The sequence below is a fragment of the Neochlamydia sp. AcF95 genome (assembly GCF_018342455.1).
GTDB lineage: Bacteria > Chlamydiota > Chlamydiia > Chlamydiales > Parachlamydiaceae > Neochlamydia.
In genome coordinates, this window is the sequence record NZ_JAEMUC010000047.1 from 78,265 (window position 1) to 99,362 (window position 21,098).

Sequence of the window (21,098 nt, forward strand, 5' to 3'; positions counted from 1 at the left end):
AGTTAATAATTTTTTATAAACTATTTTAACTTTTATGCTTAATGCAAAATGAGGGAGAGTATTTACTGACGAATGAATGCTACGCATGTGCTTAAAAGCTTTTTAAAAGAACAGAAAATTTTTGATAACGAAATTTCTAGCCTTTCTCTTCAAACTCATCCTAGAGCTCCGCTTTTAGATGAGGCTTATGATCAACTGGCAGAGCAAATTAGTAAAATAGCTAATTTTGAAGAAGTAGCCGAAGCCTTATTAACAGAAGAAAACCCCAACAAAATTGATCCTCACAGTCTATTAAAAATATGGATAGCTCTGGCAACTGCTTTACCCCAATTGGCGCCTGCTTTAGATCCAGAAATTTGTGAACATTTATTATATGCTTTTCAAAAGTTGCTAGACAATTTAACCCTTACCCCTTCGGAAATTACTTCTCGTCTTTTTCATTTAAAAGAAAATGAAATTTTTATACTTCCTTTAACTTATCAAACCACCTGGGGGCAAAGTTTAGAAAATGTAGTTCTTTATCGCAAAAATGCAGACGATACATTTGATATAGAACTTTTTACCGTAGAGAAAAATAGTAGAAAGTTCTTCGGAGAATATGCTTTTGGCTATGAAAAAACTTATCCCTTAAGATACTACGCCGCTGTTCCTAGCGATGATTTGTTAGGACCTAACTTTCAACAGCCTGTGGCTATTCATGCAGATATCTTATGGAAAACTTCACAGGCTCTCAATGTTGACGAGCATGCTTGCCTAGTAGCTTTTGAGCCTTTGCATGCCTATTTGATTGATCCTCAGTTTAAAAGTCGTCTAATCAACTCAGCGCATGCGCATAAGCTAAAAGCAATGACAGCATTCATTCATCGATGGATAGAAGCTCAAAGCCCATCACCGCTGTTCTCCTTAGAGCTCTATAAAGCCTTTATGGTGATCTCCCGTTTAGTTTTAGTATTAGCGATTAGAAAATCTATCTTTGCTTGTAGGAGCGAAAATTTAAATGCTAGATTAGGGCTCCTTAATAAGGCTTTAATTACCTCGGCTCGCCACCTATTAAAGTTTAAAGATAGTTTTTCTTTACGCTATCTATATGAATTGTATGAAGCTGCTGTGGGCACTTTGGAACAATTAAAGGAGGAATCCGAACAATTGCTGCGCGAGTTTATCCCCGCTGAGGATAGATTTAAGTCCTGTAAGCTGGCAGTCAATCAACCTTTTCTTATCAAAAAAAGCACACAACAATGCCTACAGTATCTTAGTTCTATTAAATCTACCTTGCATTCTCCTCTAGACCCACCTTCGTTAAAGGAGTTATATGTAGATATAGATGAGCCTCTAGCTAATGCAGGCGTCATTAATAAACTATTAAACATTGAAGGTAAAATAAAATTTTTTGAGTCTTATGATTATGAGTGGGTTATCCCTTATGTAACTTCAGCAGTGATGAATTTATCATTACCCCATCTTGAAAGTGAGTGGATGAGATTATCCATTCAGGAATGTAGGAAGGCTTTACCTCTATTATCTTTTTTTGCAGAAATACTTGCTAAGCATGCATTTCACCAACAGGGGCGTTTTTTATCTTCTCTGCAAAATAGTGGGGTGCGCTTATTAGCCATTGCTTATGTTCTTTGTGAAAAGCTGGATGATCAAAAGGTACTGAATCAATTTAAACCGGCTTTTAAGGGATATCTAGCTTTAACTACCAGCCCTTATTTTCAGTGCGAGTCCTATTCTTGCTGGAGGGATAGATTAGATACACTGAGTTTTATCAAAGGGTGGCATGTCCAAGGTATAAAGCCTGTTTTTTTATTTCCTGAAAAAGGCAAGGAAAGCTTTGACGATACAGCTGATGGTTGTTTTGCTGAAGAAATTTTACAGGCTTATCCTGCGATCAAAAATGAGATTAACCAGCATTATTACCATCTAAAAAGAAGGGCCCACTTAGATATCCTGCAAGCCGTTACTCCAGGGCAACTATTATTAGCCGAATTAGTAAATGTAAAGATCCAAAACCATTTGCCATATAAGCTAGATCTTGCCGATTCTTGGATTAACGCTTTGTCTAAACTTGTAAATATAGCTATGCATGTTCACCTTCTAAGCGATCAAAGATCTAGATATCATGTAGGCCATGAAAATATAGTTACTTTCCATCAAGGCTTAGGCTTTAACCTCACCTATGCTAAAAATCATCAAAAGCGCTTTGATTTCTACTTGGAGGGTAGGGAGAAAAGAATAAGACTAGATGCTAATCAAAGAAACTTATTTTCCAAAGAAAAGTGGAGAGAAAACCAAAATAAAACTTTAAAGCGTTTTGTAGCTATAGAGGAAGAGATGAGCAATCTTAGCCTTACATTTGAAGAAGCTGCTGCTGAACCTACCTTGACGATTGTGGAACTATTGAGCAAATTAAAGTACCAAATTTCAAATTTTAAAATCGATCGCTTTAGATTTTTCTTAGAAAGGTATCTTTTTAAAATTGTGATAGATAAAGAGGGAGTAGAAAAATTTCCTTTACTAGAGGAATTTAAGCTCTACCCTCAAGTTTTAAATACTGTTCTTAAAGATTTTTTAGGCTGTACCGCCATTTTTGCCAAGAATTTAAATAAGGGTATCCTTAGCGAAGAGGGCAAATGTCTTTTAAATCTTACCATCCGCTTAGCTGATCTATCTTCATCTCTTGGTTGCGAAAGCATGAGTTATACCTTAAAAACGTTCCATGATCAATGGATAATAGGATTAAAAGCATGTCTGCAGAAAACCAAAATGCCTGAGCAGCAATCTGCAGATATAAGAATGCTTTTACTAAAGCTGATAGAATTAGAGAAAAGAGAAAACTTGTCCTTGCAAGCTTGGAAGGAGTATTTAGATCAAGGCCCCCAACTACACAAGCAATTAGAGCAGGAACGAATTGCCATGGATGCCATGACACGGGCCTGGTGGTATAATATGCGTTACCACATGTGGCGCCACTATAATGAACTAAGTAAGACTCAGCCGGCCTTCATCCAAGAAATCCAAAAAAATAAGAATGTTGATTTTCTCAGCTTATCTTCGCGTAAAGGTCAATACCTACCTATTCCTGCCGCTATTCTTAAATCTGTAGATTTTAGACGTCTATTTTCTGATCGTGTGCGGGTCTGGCAAGTAGATAAATCCCATCCCTATATTATTCTTTCAGATCCTTTGACCGGAACTTATCGGCTAAGCAGCAAGGAAAGCTTCCCTCTTTCTTTACAACGTTTGATCGAAGGGCAATGGCATCTTTATCTGCCACCTCCTCAAGTGGCTAAGTGCTTGCATTTACCTATATCCCTTTGCCAAGACAGCATTTGGTGGATCAATTGTGAAAACTTAGTCGCTAGAGGATATTATCAGGCTCAACCAGATAAGCTTTGGTTATTAAGAAATGACCAAGGGGCTGTTGTCTTTCAAGAGGGCGCGGAAAAAGGCATGAGGCTTGAACTAGTAGAGAATGAGGAAGAATCTTTATCTAATCTAGAGAAGTGCACGGGAGCGTTTGGCATGCATTATTATACTTACGCTGCTCGTTATATTCATGGGATCCTCTTCGACTATCGAGACCGCTTGATTTTCCCCCATATACGTATGCCGCACGGAAGACCCCTTGTCTTTGAACGCCAGGACACCGACTTTTATGAAAAAGGAGGCCTTGATCGTAAATTAGGGGCTTGTTTTTATGCACCTTCAGTTTTTCATAGAGAAAATGGGATAAAACTTACATCCACTTCTCTTAAGATTTACGGGATCGAAATAAAGAGAAAGAATGGGGACCTGCTGCGTGCAGACGAAGAAACTTCTCTAATCTTACCCTTCCAACGCCATGTTGCCGATAGGCATTCCTCTATTGTCTATCCTATAGTAGAAAAAGGGGGCATAGAGGCTCCTTCTCAATTGCTTGCCGTGGAAGGAATAGAAATTAAAGTGAACTTATATGGCTTTTGTCCTGAGACCCCCAAAGAAAATTTATTTGCCGCCTATCTATCCCTTCTCGGTAAAGATTATTATCAAGCTTTTAAATTTTTGCATTCTATTAGACCTCACCATCGCTTAGACCAGCAGGAAAGATTGATCTTAAAATGGCTTATTGATAGTCAAGCAGATGCGTGTGATCACTCAGCTACCGCAGCGGCAGTAAAATTAATCGCTTATAAGATTTTAATTGATCAAGGAATCGATCTAAAAGGCAGATGGGATCCTCTTAATAATCCTTTAACCTCGCTGGGTGAAGTATACGAGCATTATTTAAGCCATCTCTCTTCTGTCCCCCCAGCCTTTAGGTTAAGTTTAGAAATAGAGCTTTGGATAGCTAAGGACAAAAAGCATTTAAAGATTTATTCATGTCAAGAGAACAAAGCTTTATTAGAAAATCGTAAACAGGAGCTAAGAACAGGGCACAAAATAGTGATGACTGAAAAGCCAGCCGAAATTTTGGAAAAGTCCCTGTTGGCTCGTTGGAGAAATCCTGTCTTAAGCGGTGGGGAAGCTCCGATGGATATCACCTTAGAGCTCATAGAAGGAATAGAAAGACCTGTAGAAATGGTCTTATTACCGGGCCAACCTTATCCTGTAAAAGCTTTTGCCTATCATTATCTTAAGCTTTCCTCCCTTTATACTGCTCCATTAGAAAAGTGGGAATTAGTCTATACGCTAGAGACTTTAAAAATTCCTCACTTTATCAAAATTTCTCTTAAAGTAGCCTTACAAAAAGAAGATCAAGCCCCTCTTTTGCCCTCTTTAAACTCAAAGAAATATGCGGAAAATTCTTTGCACCTGCAGAGCTGGTTTGAGCAATTGCTAGCTACTCTACCCACGTTTCAACTAGAAGCCACTCTTATCCAAAAACAATCTAGTCAGGGAGAAAAAAAAGAGGAGATAAAGAGGGGAACAATCTTTCAAGACCTAGATTTTACCTACAAGGTGTGCCAGATAATTGCAAAGTATAAAAGCATTTCTCCTTTTCAAATCATTCAAGCAATCAAAGAGGATTTTGATAACTATACTATTTATTCCTCTTTGCCTGCTAAAGAATCCTGTCCTTTTAAAATAGAGGGTAATGAAGAAGATTTTTTTAAAAATGATTTAGATTTTTATCGACATGAATGGTACGAAGGGATCGAGCTTCAAAACAACGCTCACCACTACCTACTTCCTGATTTCCCAACAATTTTACAGCTTGATAAAATCCTTACGACTTATGCTCATGAAAGCAATGATGTAGGGATGATAAACAATATTGTGCGAATTTTAAATCGAAGGCCTACTGAAATAAACGCTTTAATCTTCGCAAAATTAAAAGAGGTTAATGAAGATAAAATTCAAATGGAGCTAGAAGATGGGCTTAAAACCATTTTTTTTCCTACATCCTCTCAAAAGCTAGCCTTTTTGCAACAACGCAATCCTTATTTTTTAGAAGAAGATCTAGTAGCTTTACAAAGATGTATACAGGAATATTTAGAATGGCAAATTAGCAATAAAATTATAGCAACGGTTAAAAATCATCTGTTTTCTATCATTCATATTCAAAGCCATCATCCTCTAACTTGGAAGGATGAACCTGCTGCTCAGGAGGCATGGCAAGCAATTGGAGAGCTCTTAAATCCTTTTGAAAGCTATTCCCAAGATAATCAAAGCTATTTGGAAACCTTGCTTTTTGAGCATATTTCAGGTTTTCGCATGCGTAAAGATCAAGCTCAACTATTGCATCTCTTGATAGAAAAAATTTTTACAGAAAATCTAGGAGAGTATTGTCCTGCCGCAGTTTTTCAAATGATGATGGGAGGAGGAAAAACCAGTGTGATCTTAGCAAAGCTTGCTAAGTTAGCCTCAAAAAACGCACGCGTGCCTCTTTTTTTAGCCCACCCTTCCCAATATCCTTCTCTTAAGTCCAATCTAATGAATACTCAATTTAAGCGGTTGCATCAAGATGTGATAGATCTAGATTTTAATCGTGAAGATTTAGCTTCTATTAAAATTCTTTACTACCTTAAAGCTCAGCTCCAACATGCCAAAGACAAAAATTATTTAATATTAATGAAAGCAAATTTTTTGCTTATTCTTCGACAGGAATTAATCGATCAAGTTAAAGCATTTAAAGAGCCTGGCAACTGCGATCCTTTAACTTTAAAACGGGCTGTAGAGCTCGCTCATATCCTTTATTTTATAAAAACTCACTGCCTTTTTTTAGTCGATGAGGTAGATTCCATATTAAACAGCTTGGAAGAGATTAATTTTCCCGCTGGACTAGAAGTTACTATTTCAAAAGATAGCCTAGAGGTCATTAAATCCATCTATGTTGTTCTTTCAACCGACTCAAAAATTGCCCCTTTATTGAATCTTTTAGAAGATAATCAAGCCTGCGTGGACAGGCAAACACTACAAGAGCAGGTCTTTCCTAGGCTCGTAAAAGTGCTTATAAGTGAATACCCATCTCTTTTTCCTTTAATTTCTCCCATGAGCCACGCTTCTTTCAAAGTATCCTTGCAAGATTACATTTTGGAGAAAATAGATACGCGTCTGCTAAAAGGGATTAATGCTAACGATGATTTTGAATTTTTAGACAGGCTAGAAATTAGAGAAAAAAAGGAGCGCAAACAGGCTAAGCGCCATCTTGAATTCTTGCGAAGCTTAGAAGCTTTAAAAAGGCAGCCGCAACGCTCCATTCAACGGGCCTTAGGAGCAGTTGCTTTAATAAAAGAATTGTGTAGTGAAATTTTACCGCTCGCTCTTGCTAAAGGGTTTAAACAAAGATATGGCTTTACAGAGGAGGGCAAAATTATTCCTTACTTAGGAGTAGATGCTCCTAACCATACGGAATTTGCTAATATCTATGTGACCGCTTGTTGTTATTTCCAGGGAGCTATTAATGCGGGCGTGGATATAGCGCGCCTAATGAAATACCGGGATCAAATGCGGGAAGCTTCGCTGTATTATTCTGAAATCTACCACTGTGCACCCGAAGAATCTGCTGAAGCTCAACACTTTAAAGCTCTCATTGGATTAGCCTTGCATCAGGAATGGTCATCAGAACAACTACAAGCAACTCTTCAAGAAATAAATGCAAGCCCCCAGCGATGTATAGATTTTTATGCCGAGTTTTCTGACCAATTTTTGCGCTATCATAGCTCTTTATTAAGTTGTGGGCCCGCTGCGCTTAGTCACATGGGAGCGCAGTTTATCGGTTGCTCAGGCACATTAGGGAATAAAGATTCCTTTCCTAAAGAAATAGCAGACAGCTGTATTCTTGAGCAAGGGATCGAGGGGCGTATTTTGGTCAAGCTTACCCAGGATATCGCTAGCCAAAAAAGTTTTCTTTCAGAAATTGACAAAGCAACCCCTCATGAAATATTAAATGCTATTTTAATAAAACGGACGCCTGATGCTGCTAGCCGTCTTAGAGCCTTAATTGATGCGAGCGGGATGCTAAAACGCTATTCTAACCAAGCAGTAGCAGAAGAGATTTTGAATTTCCAACCTTTAAAAGAGGAGATAGACGGCGTAGTATTTTTATGCAAAAGGGGGGCGCAAGAAAATTTTTTTCTCTTAAAAAGAGAACTTAAGGAACCTATTGCGCTAGCGATGACCCGCCGGGAAGAGTTTGAAAAGCACGGCGTGCTTTTAGAAAGGGTCTTCATCTATTTTGATGAGCTAAGAGCGATAGGCTCTGATATACCTTTTAAAGCCAATGCTCTTGTGGCGATGACTTTTGATCCCTTATCCACTACATTGCGCACTATTTTGCAAGGAACTCTACGTGCTCGTAATTTCTTTCATGCTCAAAATGTAGACATTATTTTCCATAAAATGGCAGGAGAAGTTTTAACTAAAAACGTTAAAAATTTTCCTCATCATGCTCTTTATGGAATAGAAAGACTTTTTACTTGTGCCTTGCGTAATCAAAGTGAGGGAAAAAAAAGCCAATTATTGCAATCAGCTCTTCAGCAAGTGCGAGAAATCTATTGCGCAGCTGTTATTCAAAAAATCATGCAGGAATTGATGAATTCTACACTTAAGCTAGAAAGCCTTGAACTTTTCCAAGCGATGGAGTGGCTTTTCTACAGTTCTTTCAAAGAAGACCCTGCTAATCTTTTTCTAGATTTAAAAGAAAGGGTGCCTGCCTATAAAGTTGTTCAAGAGTATTTTAATACTACCCATAGCCGTTTCAAAAAAGTGGGTTTTCCTTATTTTGAGGCCCTAGAATTACTACAGATTGAAGAAAAAGCGGAAAAAATTGTCAAATGGGCCGAAAATACTTTAACCTGGCATGTTCTTAAAGGTTCTTCATCTAATAGGGAGACACAAGTTTTTGTCCAAAAGCAAAAGGAAATTCAACTAGAAGTTAATGTGGAAATTCAAAAAGAATCGTTAAGGGAAGTGCAAAAGTATGCGGTCCGTGTAGATGCACCCGCCGCTGAGTCACTTCCCTGGTTAAAATTGAAGGAGTACCCTGAAAGCTGCTTAGATTACAAGTTTCCTCATTTAACGACTTTCCGCAAATTGCTTAAACGTATTCCCTATGAAGCTTCTTATTACCAAATTTTTCCCTCCGATCTTTTTTTGACAGAAAATTTGGCTCGCTCTCATGAGATAGACCTTCCAGTTTTTCATAAAGCCCAGAAAAAGGCCGCCCATCTTCTTTTAATTCAAAAAGGCACCCACTTTCTTCCCCTGTTTATTGATCTTGAAGAAGCGGCTTTTTGGCGGCAGCAAATCAAGCATTACCGGCTTAAGGATTGCTGGTTACTGAACTTAGAAGGACACTTATTAAATGAAGAAAGTATACTTCCCCAAGAATGCCTAGCTATTACAAAACGGGCTCTTTGGTGGGCCCATTTTTTTAATGGAAATGCTTGTTACTTGCGTGCTTATCCCAGCTTAGTAGAAAATGAGTTAAAAAAGGAAAATTATGAGCTAAAGTATCGTTTCTTAAGCCTAAAAACAGCAAGGGATCTCATTCAAACTCAAATACTTGCTATAGATCCTATTTTAGCTCAAAAACCTGTAGAGGTGCCAGTTTTTCATTTTAACAATAAAGCTGAGGAAACAAAATGGTTGAATCAAGAAATTGATCATTTAAACCAAGAGGCGCTAAATCAAGTACCCTGGCACTTTGCTCGTTTCTTTTCTAGTAAGCAAGTGGGGATGCTTAAGCGTGCTGGCTTTTTTGATTATTTGCCTGCCGAAGAGTTTGAGCATGTCACCTCTGAACAGGTAAAGCTAGTTCCTAATTACCGTTTGCGTCATCTGAGTCTGCCTGAGCAAATTGCCCAAGTGCCCGCAGAGAAAGTTTATTGGTTAAAAGGAAAGGCACTAAATTACTTGCCTAAGGAGCATTTGGGGCGCATTAATCCCGAGGAGCTAGTCAACTTAAGTAAAGAACGACAAAGATCTTATCAAATATTAAAAATTGATCTTTTAGGCTTAGAAGGTTTTGCTAAAACCGTCCGTCCCTGTATGGCCCCAGCTCTTCTGCCAGAATGTATAAAATTGATCCCTGATGAGTGCCTAGCCCATTTAACTCAGCTAGAACAGTTGCAACAAGTTGCGCCTGCTAAATATTATCTCTTGAATGCCTCGCAGTTTCATTTATTGCCTCCTCATGCTTGGCATTTGTTAAAAATTGAGGATTATAAAAAATATTTATTGGAAGAAAAAATTTTCCCTGAGGCCAAAGCGTTTATTCAAGCGATGAATCCTGCTTGGGTGAATGAAGTGGATCCTCGGTTAGCATCTTATTTTTCTAATGAGCAAGTGTTACAAATTAATCAACCCTGTCCCTTGCCCTATTTAAACATTGACCAACTTGAATTACTTGATGCCTCGCTGGCCTCCTATCTTGATTTATCCCAGATCGCTAAATTATCGATCTCTCATCGTCATTTAATCCAAACTTTAATAGATGGAGAGCAAATTTGCCATCTGTCTAAAGAAGGTTTGGCAGAACTTTCAGTCGAGCAAGTTAAGAAAATTTTTTGTCGCCAGACATTATTGCGCCTAGATAAAAAATTTTATCCCTATCTTTTAGCCAAGCAAATTGCTTTATTACAGCCTGAATATACTTTAGATCAAGAAATTATTAATGCATTAGATGGAGGCCAAGTACAGCGGGTGGCTCCTCAGCATCTTTTACTTTTCCTTCCTTATCTAAACCTTGAGGCTTTAAGAAGCGTAAGTCCTTTGGTAATAGGAGAGGCTCAAGGAATGGCGGTAGAGACTTTTAAGAAGCTTACCTCTCTTCAAATCCAAAGTTTTTTAAGTATGAAAACCTTGCGACCTAAAGATTTGCTCAAGGCTTTAAAAAATTTGCTTCCTTCTCAATGGGGGGAGATGGAGGAAGTTTTTATCGAAACTTTCTTTTCTAATCAGCCAAGAGAAGTCATTAAAAATGTGCCCAAACAAAAAGTGCGATTTTTATCTAGAGAAGCTTTATTAATGTGGTATGATGCTGATAAAAAAATTAACAAACAGCGCGATACAGTGATAGGGGTGATGGCCCTTTTATTTTATCCTTTAGTCATCTTAAGCGCTGTAATGTTTGTCTTATTTGCTACCCCTAAGCGCTCTGTTGCAAGGCAATCTTTTTGTCAAATGGCTCTTTCACCCTTACGTATCCTCTCGCCCGAACGTTATTATCGCTTCATTAGTTCTTCCAAGTAAAGCTCCTCTTCAAAAAGCTAATTTACTATTTAAGTTTTTTAATAAAGCCCTTTACATGTTATATAAAAAATTTTTTCTAACAAGCGATGGTGTGTATAAAATGCAGGAATATCTAAAAAAATTTTTTGAATTTTATAGCCGGGGAGACCTAGTAGCTGCTGTCAGCCAGATTATCTACTCTCCAGAGCCTAGCTATGATACCCTTCAACCTGCCAACGAATGGGTAAAGCAGGTAATCAATTTTGTAGATGCAGCAGTTTTTGGTAAAAGCCTAGAAGCTAGATATCAATTACTGCTTATAGATAATTTGCGGAAAAGCCATCCTCACCTATATGAGAAAGAAATTAATGATTTAAAAGTGGAAGAAAGTTTCTTATTGTTTCTTCTCTCGTTTGCTTGCCAGGAAAAAGAACATTCTAGCCTGGGTAAAAATGCTCCTCCTTTCCTTGAAAAAATTTTTCAAGCTGAACAAGGAAAGATACCTTTATCCCCTGAAGCTATCAAAGAGATTTTAGGGTTAGTCCCCAACAATTTTAAAACTCTATTTGAATTTCATTTACGTATGGCCGCTGGATGGCAAAACCTTCTCCAACGTAAGTCTTCTTATCTTTCAAGTCTTAATTGCCAATATGGGGAGGCTCATCCTTGGTATCCTTTACAATATTCTTTATTTCCTCCCTCTTTGGAAGATGTGCCTTTAGATAGAATTGCTGTGATTTTCTTTGAGCCATTAAAGGAAGATTTTACAGATTTTTTGGAAAAATTTAAGGAACGCCCCGCGGTTTTTGCCTTTACTTCCCTTGCTATTTTTTTTCAAATGCTGCAGTTTCCAGCTTTTGTACAAGCGGCGGGGGAAGCTCATCATCTTATTTATATTTTAGAATTTTACCCTCATGCGCAAATAAGCTCTCAAAATTTTAAAGATTTCTTGGGCAAAGAATTTTACCCCATTTTTTTTATTCCTACCTCTCATTTACGGGTGTATGCTCCCGCGTTGATGCAGGCTTTACAAGCTTGTTTTTTACAACCTTACTCAGAATTTAACGTGGATACCCCGCTAGGTAATGGGCTGTATGAAATTGCCAAGCGCCTATTGTTCTCTATTCAACAAGACCGCTTGGGCTTTAGTCGCCTACCTGCTTTACATATGCGAGAGGGACAGCTCAGGTGGCATGATACTCACAAGGGCTTGCCTTCTTCTAGCCAATCCCTGGGGCCTGAAGTTCAGGATAAAATGCAAATTTTGCTCTCTGATCTAGCTAAAAAAAGAGCGGTAAGAGCCCGCCTAGCAAAAGATAAAATAAAAGTAGCTCATATTGTTCCTCAAATTGCCTATGGAGGCCATGCTCCTACACGCTTACTACAGAATTTAGTACTTCATCATGATTCTTCAAAGATGGAACTCCTAGTAATAAGCACAGAAATATTAGCTGAAAATCTTTTAGAATATCCTCACAATTTTTATACCTCTTCCTCTTCTTTGCAAAGAGGGCGAGCACTAATTTGTCAATTCCAAACCTTAGGGGTTTCTACTCTTATCCATGAGAATCCGGCGACTTATTTGCATAGAGCTCATCATTTAAGCTCTTTGCTCAAAGAGGCTAAAATAGATGTAGCAGTTTTCCATGGTCCTGATACGGTTAATACGCTGGCGACACAGATGGTAGATGTGCCTTTAAGGGTTTTATTAGAGCATGGTAGCCAGCCTACTTATCCCGGCTTTGACCTAGCTATTGTTAGCACAGATACAGCTGTAGAAATTTACCAAGACTTATACAAGAAAATTCATACGCAAGTTGTAGCTTTGCCTTTTGCTTTGGATGTCCGAAAAAACTGGCTCCCTCAGCCCTATGAAAAAAAATCTTTAGGATTACCTGAAGACTGCCTGGTCATGACTACTATATCTACTAAATTAGATACAAGATTGACAGCTGAGCTATGTTATGCCATAGCTGAAATTCTTCAAAAAGTCCCTCAGGCTGTCTATGCCCCTATAGGAGCTATTAGCAATTTAGAAAGGATAAAAAAAATATTCAAGGAGTATGGAGTAGATAATCGTTTCTATTATTTAGGGCCTTTGGCTAATCCCAGTCAATATGCACGCTCTATGCATCTATATTTAAATGAGTTTCCGGTGGGAAGTTGTTTGGCTATTTTAGATGCAATGGCTTCGGGTTGTCCTGTCGTCACCATGTTTGATGTTAATGGTCCTCAGCAAGCTCGCTATGGGGGGATTTTCATGGGAATCGATCGCGCTGTGCATACAGGAAAGAAAGAAGAATATATTCAGCTTGCTTGCCATTTGTTAACCAATCCAACCACTTATAAGGAGTGGTCTTATCATGCAAAAAAGCAATATGAGCAATTTGCTGATGTTAAAGGATATGTAAAGTCATTTGAAGAAATTATTTTTAAAGCCTACGGAGAATTTTAACCTTTAGGCACATCTGCCATTGGGCAAGAGGATCATTCGCTTGGATGAATAAAAGTTTAAACGGAAGTTTCATTTTTTTATAAGGGTAAAGTGAGTAATTTGTTTATTATTAAAAGCTTAGGTTTTTTTTAATTGTAGTCGCCAAAAAATTACTTAGACTGGCTTTCAGCAAATTGCAGAACCACGTCACCGAACTAGACAAATGCTTGAGGCTTTAAAGATAGAGTTACCAAAAGTTTTGCCAAAAAATCATGCGCATGTAGTCACTAGGAAAAAACGCCGGCAACAAATATAAACTGTTAACAATCAATAAATTGTTTACTACTGGTGGTATCTAAAAAAATGGAACTTCCGGTATAATGGCAAGAAGTTTCTCTCTTTTTCTGCAGATTGCTAGGCTAAGAGAACAACCTTTCTTGACAGGAAGAAGCTAGGCCTATTGTATTTCATCATTCGATAGACCAATTAATAAATTGCCCCAAAAAGAGCCATTTTATCAAATAAGGCAAAGAATCAATCTCATTCTTTTAGCCAAACCAAAATTGCCGCGTCACTTACTCTCCAAAACCTGTGGCTGCTCCTGAATGCTTGGAAGTCCCCCCCTTTCCTTAAATCTATCTGAAATAAAAGCGTGGTAGATTGCCTGTGAGTTGTTACTCATTGATAAGGATACGAATTCGTTTGACTTGCTTTTTTAATTCTTTATATTGTCTTTAAAAAACAAAAATACTAAGCAGTTATCATTGCCCAAGGAAATAAAATGCATCCTATCTCTTCAGCCTCTATTGAGAGCTTGCCCAATGAATTGCTACTCCCTATCTTAGAGGCTTGCGCAGCTCCTTCCTTATTTAGCGTCTGTAAAAGATGGCAACATCTGCTAGATTCTGAAGTAATGCCTTCTCTTTATAAACAAATAGGTAAAGTACATGTTTCCCAAGGGGACATTAACAAGCAGGCTTTTATTTTAGATAGGATTTATAAGCTGGATGATAGGCTTTCTGAAGGAGAAAAAGCTAAGGCAATCTTCAAGGAGGCCTTTACTCTAGCTAAAGCCCTTGCTCCTGCGGAGCTAGAATTTAAATGGAAAACCCCGGAAAAAAGGTGTTTTACTCTGGCTAATTACTCTTCTTATCTCTTAAATATTAATCGGCTTTTACTTTGGAAAAACCTTCCTGGGGGAGCGGAATACTTAAGCCAAGAAAAAATCAAGTATTTACCTTTAGAAAAACAAGGGGAGCTTCTTAGAGATTGGATTGAAGAAAATTGTAAAAACTTCATAGATTTAGATTTATCTGAAGTAGGTTTGACTTATTTACCCCCAGAAATATGCCAGTTATCTCAGCTGCAAACCCTTGACTTATATCAAAACCAGCTCACCGCCCTGCCTGCAGAAATCGGGCAGCTGTCTGAACTGCAAGAGCTTGGCTTAAGAGAAAACCAGCTTACCGCACTGCCTGCTGAAATCGGGCAGCTGTCTGAACTGCAAGAGCTTGACTTAAGAGAAAACCAGCTTACCGCACTGCCTGCAGAAATCGGACAGCTGTCTCAGCTGCAAAGGCTTTACTTAAATCAAAACCAGCTCACCAGTCTGCCTGCAGAAATCGGGCAATTGTCTCAGCTGCAAACCCTTGACTTATATCAAAACCAGCTCACCAGTCTGCCTGCAGAAATCGGACAGCTGTCTCAGCTGCAAAGGCTTAATTCAAGCCAAAACCAGCTCGTCGCTCTGCCTACAGAAATCGGACAACTGTCTCAGCTGCAAGGGCTTGAATTAAATCAAAATCAGCTCACCAGTCTGCCTGCAGAAATCGGACAGCTGCCTGAGCTGCAATGGCTTGAATTAAACCAAAACCAGCTTACCGCTCTGCCTGCAAAAATAGGACGGTTGTCTCGGCTGGAAGAGCTTTACTTGAATCAAAATCAGCTCACCAGCCTGCCTGTAGAAATCGGGCAACTTTCTCAGCTGCGGTGGCTTTACTTAAATCAAAACCGGCTCACCAATCTGCCTGGAGAAATCGGGCAACTGTCTCGGCTTACCAAGCTTGAACTAGCAGAAAATCCTTTGGAAGATATTGCAGACAGAATATGGCAGCGTTTTCTATTTAGAATAGCCGTAAGTGATCTTTAAATTGGGGTGAGCTAAAATGAAATAAAAACTTTTAGTCATCTTATCTTTAAACAAGTAATCTCCTTTCCTTCCCGCAACTTAAGTAAGCTTAAACTAACCTACACATTTATAATGACAAGAAGTTTCTCTCTTTTTCTGCAGATTGCTAGGGGGAGAACAACCTTTCTTGACAGGAAGAAGCTAGGCGCATTGTATTCCATCATTTGATAAACGAATTAAAAAATTGCACCAAAAAAGAGCTATTTTCTCAAATAAGGCAAAGAATCAATCTCATTCTTTTAGCCAAACCAAGATTGCCGCTTCACTTACTCTCCAAAAACTGTGGCTGCTATTAAATGCTTGAAAGGTCTCCACCCTTTTCTTGGATCTATCTGAAATAAAAGCGTGGTAGATTATCTGCGAATTGTTTTTCATTGATAAAGATACAAATTGGTTTGACTTGCTTTTTTAATTTTTTTATATTGCCTTTAATAAATAAGATGCTGATTAGTTATCACTAACCAAGGAAATAAGATGCATTCTATCTCATCGACATCTATTGAAAGCTTGCCCAATGAATTGCTACTCCCTATCTTAGAGGCTTGCGCAGTTCCTTCCTTATTTGGCGTCTGTAAAAGATGGCATCATCTGCTGGCTTCTGAAGTGATGCCTTCTCTTTGTAAACAAATAGGTAAAATACATGTTTTCCAAGGAAATGTTGAGGAGCAGGCTTTTATTTTAGATAGGATTTATAAGCTAGAAAGTAGACTTTCTGAAACAGCAAAGGTAAATGCAATTTTTAGGCAAATCTTTACTTTAGCTAGTTCTTTTTCTCCTGTAGAATTTAAATGGAAGACTGAAGAAAAAAAATATTTTACTTTAGCTAATTACTCTTCTTATCTGCTGAATATTAATCGCCTTTTAGTTTGGAAAAAACTTCCTGGTGGAGAAGAATACTTGAGCCGAGAAGAAATTAAGCTCTTGCCTCTAGAAAAAAAAGGAGATCTTCTTAGAGATTGGATTGAAGGAAATTGTAAAGACTTAACTTCGCTAAATTTATCTAACGCAGGCTTGACTTATTTACCCCCAGAAATATGCCAGTTGTCTCAGCTTCAAGTGCTTAACTTAAAACAAAACCAGCTCACCCGCCTTCCTGCAGAAATCGGGCAACTTTCTCAGCTGCTGTGGCTTTGCTTAAATCAAAACCGGCTCACCAATCTGCCTGGAGAAATCGGGCAACTGTCTCAGCTGCAAAGGCTTGAATTAAATCAAAACCAGCTCACCAGTCTGCCTGTAGAAATCGAAAAGCTATCTGAGCTGCAAAGGCTTGAATTAAATCAAAACCAGCTCACCAGTCTGCCTGCAGAAATAGGTCAATTGTCTCAGCTGCAAACGCTTGATTTAAGCCAAAACCAGCTCACCACCCTGCCTGCAGAAATCGGACAGCTGTCTAAGCTGCAAGAGCTTGATTTAAGCCAAAACCAGCTCACCAGCCTGCCTGCAGAAATCGGACAGCTGTCTCAGCTGCAAAGGCTTTACTTAAATCAAAACCAGCTCACCGCTCTGCCTGCAGAGATAGGGCAGCTATCTCAGCTGCGCTGGCTTTACTTAAATCAAAACCAGCTTACCACCCTTCCTGCAGAAATCGGGCAGCTGTCTCAGCTGCGATGGCTTTACTTAAATCAAAACCAGCTTGCCAGCCTTCCTGCAGAAATCGAGCAATTGCCTCAGCTGCAAGGACTTGACTTAAATCGAAACCAGCTCACCGCTCTGCCTGTAGAAATCGGGAAGCTGTCTGAGCTGCAAGTGCTTTACTTAAATCAAAACCAGCTCACCAGCCTGCCTGGAGAAATCGGGCAGCTGTCTAAGCTGCGGTGGCTTTACTTAAACCAGAACCAGCTCACCAGCCTGCCTGTAGAAATCGGGCAGCTATCTCAGCTGCTACAGCTTAACTTAAACCAAAACCAGCTCACCAGCCTTCCTGCAGAAATCGGGCAGCTGTCTCGGCTGCAAACGCTTGAACTAAATCAAAACCAGCTCACCGCTTTGCCTACAGGAATCGGACAGCTGTCTGAGCTGCGGTGGCTTTACTTAAACCAGAACCAGCTCACCTGTTTGCCTGCAGAAATCGGGCAGCTGTCTCAGCTTATCCAGCTTGAATTAGCGGGAAATCCTTTGAAAGATATTCCAGAAAAAATAAGGCAGCGTTTTCAATTGTAGAATGGCCGTAAGTTCTTTTTAATTTGGGGCGAGCTAATTAGACTTGCTTTTTTAATTTTTTTATATTGCCTTTAGAAATAATAATGCTGAAAAGTTATCCCTACTCAAGGAAATAAAATGCATTCTATCTCTTCAGCCTCTATTGAAAGCTTGCCCAATGAATTGCTACTCCCTATCATAGAGGCTTGCGCAGTTCCTTCCTTATTTAGCGCCTGTAAAAGATGGCATCATCTGCTGGCTTCTGAAGTAATGTCTTCTCTTTATAAACAAATAGGTAAAGTACATGTTTCCCAAGGAGATATTAACAAGCAGGCTTTTATTTTAGATAGGATATATAAGCTAGAAAGTAGCCTCTCGGAAACAGCAAAAGTAAATGCAATTTTTAGGCAAATCTTTACTTTAGCTAGTTCTCTTTCTCCTCTAGAATTTAAATGGAAGATTGAAGAAAAAAAATATTTTACTTTAGCTAACTACTCCTCTTATCTGCTGAATATTAATCGCCTTTTAGTTTGGAAAAAACTTCCTGGTGGGGAAGAATACTTGAGCCGAGAAGAAATTAAGCACTTGCCTCTAGAGAAAAAAGGAGAGCTACTTAGAGATTGGATTGAAGAAAATTGGAAAGACTCAACTGTGCTAGGTTTATCTAAAGCGGGCTTGACTTATTTACCCCCAGAAATATGCCAGTTATCTAAGCTGCAAGAGCTTGACTTGAGAGAAAACCAGCTCACCCGTCTTCCTGCAGAAATCGGGCAGCTGTCTAAGCTGCAAGAGCTTGACTTAAAAGAAAACCAGCTCACCAGGTTGCCTGCAGAAATCGGGCAGCTGTCTCAGCTTATCCAGCTTGAATTAGCGGAAAATCCTTTGAAAGATATTGCAGAAAGAATAAGGCAGCGTTTTCTATTGTAAAATAGCCGTAAGTGATTTTTTAATTGGGGTGAGCTAAAATGAAATAAAAAAACTTTTAGCGGAAGTTCCATTTTTTTATAAGTTTAAATAATTAGTTTATTATTAAAAGCTTAGGTTTTTTTATTAAAAATTGTAGGCGCCAAGAAATTAATTAGGCTGGTTTTCAGCAAATTCCAGAACCACGTCACCAAAATAGACAAATGTTTGAGGCTTTAAAGATAGAGTTACCAAAAGTTTTGCCAAAGAATCATGCGCATGTAGTCACAAGTAAAAAGCGCCGACAATAAATATAAGCTATTATTAATCAATAGCTTATTTTCTTTTGATTATTTCTAAAAAAATGGAATTTCCCGTTCAAAGAAAAAATAAGTCAATCTCTCCTTAACTATTTCAAAAGATGGATGCTATTAAAAAGCTTATAAAAGTTAACTTTAGCTTTTTTCCTTCCTCTTTTTCAATTTTCCTTTAGATTGTCCTATCCCTTTCCTATAAGTATTTGAATAAGAGCCGAATAGAGTATCAGTCTAAGCTTTTGTGAAGAATTATTAAAAAATATAATTTACAATTTTTTAGATTAGGTATATTGCAAAATAACGCCTCTTTTATCCCTAGATGGGCGCTGTGGCTTAAGTTTATTCGATTCACATTCGTAGGTGCATTTTACCCACCACCTTGCTTTAAAATAAGGACGAATTAAAGGGTGAACTAGCAGCCTAAATAGCTAGGCAAAGCAAGAAAAAAAGAGATTTTTAACATAGGCGCCTTTCTGCCTCATTTTTTAATGCCCGGCTTCGCAGCTCTCTCACTACATTGGCTAGAGGGATCAGCAAAAACAATAATTTATCTATTTTTAAGGAGATGCTATGAAGATTTCTCTCTCTATTTTTTCTCATACATGTGCTGTGGTCATCCTTGCAGGAATGAGCTCGGCTTACGGACAATGCAGAGGGGAATATTGCCCTGTTCCTAATTCTTATTTTGAGGATCCTGCTTCTGCTCCATCGGGTTACCCTCTTCAAACTTCGCCGGGGAGCCAATATTTTAGTTTGCAAAATAGCTCAAGGAGAGAGAATAAAAAGAAGAATGATTGGGAAAGCAGTGTACAGCAGGGCTTTACTCGAGAGGGAAATCCTAACCAAAGAGAGATAAACAGCAAGCAGATCAATAGCTATCAAAATAAGGCCTCTAATAGCGTAATCTATTACAAGATCGAAGAAACATTAAAAAATAACCGTTTAAAGAAAAATTACCCTTTGGTGAATATACGCTTTTATAAAGGTATTGCCATTTTGTCTGGTACGGTAGAAACAGAAGATGATAGACAACAGGTCGAGAGGAGAGTACGTGCGATCCAAGGGGTTACTGATATTAACGATCAGCTGAAAGTTGAATCTTCTACTCCACAAAATCAAGACAGCAAGCTTGCTAGCTAGCAAGCCTTAACAAAATTTACCCTCGCCTAAAGACATGAATTTTTTCATTAAAAAAAAGAAGGGAATTAGGAAGGATAGACGTAAAACAAAATGAGGATTAAATTGAAATTACCCTATCCATAGGGATAATCACATTTACAAGCTCGGTAGAAAGCGATAAAGAGCTGTTTGGCATGGGTGATAGAATGCAAAATATACACATAGATAGCCAGCCTTAAGAGGAAGCTTTGCCAATCAACCTTTTAAGGTACTGAATAAAATTTTAATCGTGCCCCCTCACTCCAATGAAGGGGGGCTCATTAAAATTGATGCAAACAATCTAAAAAGGGGCAAAAACACCTTAAAAATAAGTTAAAAGAAAAAGAGCTCACCTTCTACAGAAAAATTGTTGCACACCCTTTTCTAAGCGATCACCTTAGATATCTTTTAAGGAGCGCAGTAGCTTCTTTGGCTGGGCTCCTCCCTCTAGGAAGAAGTAATTTTATGAGTAAAATGAAAAATTTAGTTTTGTGTGCTGAGAAGAATTTCTAACCCCATTTCTTCTGGAATATACTTGTGTTGAAGGTAAACTCGGCGTAAGCATCCCTGCTCATCAAATTGTAAAATAAACTCCATCCAGCCTTCATTAAAGTAATAGGAAAATAAGCTTTTTTGAGAGAAACGATCGACACGAAGAGCGGATTTGAATGCCTCCTCAGCTTGTTGGCGGGGCATATATTTTTTTAAGCGAGTGGATCTTAACTGAGGGCATTGCAGTTGAGTCACAAACTCCTCGAAAGTCAAGCCATACGAAAACTCTACCCCTAAAGCATGGGCAATATCTTCTGGTAAGGAGACGGGATAACGAAATCGTCGTATAATACGAGAGATAAAGTTAAACATTTTCATCTTGTCTAGAAAATAAGAAAGTTTTTTTAACCCTGGAAAGTGTTGCTATATATTTGCCTACTTTCCGCTCATTCTGAATGACTGACCTCTTATTTAACCAGGCGGAGAAAAAATTCGCAATATAAAATTTTAGGCTATTTACAAAGTAAGATGCAGATAGAAATACTTTTTCTTGTTGAAATAAGAGCCTAGGCATAAATTTTCCTCGAGGGTTTAAAGCATGCTTTAAGCTATCTTAATGGTTTTTTTCTATTATTCGCCGTTTGCCTATTAGCCTTAACGCCTTTCTTCTTGTTCTTGGCCCAGCTGACCATTTCCTACCTAAAAAATCTTAAAATCCCAGGAAAAGCTTTTTTATCAGATAGATGGCTCATGGCGTCTAGGTTAATAGCTGTTTTAAAAGTAAGCAGGTTTTGGCTTATCGATGTTTTAA

General features: G+C 38.4%; 7 protein-coding genes. 6 read left to right on the plus strand and 1 reads right to left on the minus strand.

The window, feature by feature from the left end:
- Positions 1-72: 72 nt before the first annotated feature.
- From NEOC95_RS05800 to NEOC95_RS05825, 6 genes are all read left to right on the plus strand, one after another.
- Complete coding sequence (locus NEOC95_RS05800; protein ID WP_213152123.1) at positions 73-10,677, plus strand: DUF3638 domain-containing protein; 10,605 nt, start codon at positions 73-75, stop codon at positions 10,675-10,677.
- Positions 10,678-10,777: 100 nt separating this feature from the next.
- Complete coding sequence (locus tag NEOC95_RS05805) at positions 10,778-13,111, plus strand: glycosyltransferase family protein (RefSeq protein ID WP_213152124.1); 2,334 nt, start codon at positions 10,778-10,780, stop codon at positions 13,109-13,111.
- Positions 13,112-13,871: 760 nt separating this feature from the next.
- Positions 13,872-15,239, plus strand: a complete 1,368-nt coding sequence (locus NEOC95_RS05810) for a leucine-rich repeat domain-containing protein (protein ID WP_213152125.1) — start codon at positions 13,872-13,874, stop codon at positions 15,237-15,239.
- A gap of 513 nt (positions 15,240-15,752) precedes the next feature.
- Positions 15,753-17,438 carry a leucine-rich repeat domain-containing protein gene (locus NEOC95_RS05815; protein ID WP_213152126.1) on the plus strand — a complete coding sequence of 562 codons (1,686 nt, stop codon included), beginning with the start codon at positions 15,753-15,755 and terminating at the stop codon, positions 17,436-17,438.
- A gap of 117 nt (positions 17,439-17,555) precedes the next feature.
- Complete coding sequence (locus NEOC95_RS05820) at positions 17,556-18,344, plus strand: leucine-rich repeat domain-containing protein (RefSeq protein WP_166157635.1); 789 nt, start codon at positions 17,556-17,558, stop codon at positions 18,342-18,344.
- Between the two features lie 863 nt (positions 18,345-19,207).
- Complete coding sequence (locus NEOC95_RS05825; RefSeq protein WP_213152127.1) at positions 19,208-19,777, plus strand: BON domain-containing protein; 570 nt, start codon at positions 19,208-19,210, stop codon at positions 19,775-19,777.
- A 501-nt stretch (positions 19,778-20,278) separates the two neighbouring features.
- On the opposite strand, the gene NEOC95_RS05830 is transcribed toward NEOC95_RS05825, so the two are convergent.
- A complete protein-coding gene (locus NEOC95_RS05830) occupies positions 20,279-20,659 on the minus strand; it encodes a hypothetical protein (protein WP_249270187.1) in 381 nt (126 codons plus the stop codon).
- Between the last annotated feature and the right edge of the window lie 439 nt (positions 20,660-21,098).

Coding starts and splice junctions, on each gene's coding strand:
- NEOC95_RS05825 (WP_213152127.1), top strand. CDS start 19,208: ATGAAGATTTCTCTCTCTATTTTTTCTCATACATGTGCTGTGGTCATC.
- NEOC95_RS05815 (WP_213152126.1), top strand. CDS start 15,753: ATGCATTCTATCTCATCGACATCTATTGAAAGCTTGCCCAATGAATTG.
- NEOC95_RS05805 (WP_213152124.1), top strand. CDS start 10,778: ATGCAGGAATATCTAAAAAAATTTTTTGAATTTTATAGCCGGGGAGAC.
- NEOC95_RS05830 (WP_249270187.1), bottom strand. CDS start 20,659: ATGTTTAACTTTATCTCTCGTATTATACGACGATTTCGTTATCCCGTC.
- NEOC95_RS05810 (WP_213152125.1), top strand. CDS start 13,872: ATGCATCCTATCTCTTCAGCCTCTATTGAGAGCTTGCCCAATGAATTG.
- NEOC95_RS05820 (WP_166157635.1), top strand. CDS start 17,556: ATGCATTCTATCTCTTCAGCCTCTATTGAAAGCTTGCCCAATGAATTG.
- NEOC95_RS05800 (WP_213152123.1), top strand. CDS start 73: ATGAATGCTACGCATGTGCTTAAAAGCTTTTTAAAAGAACAGAAAATT.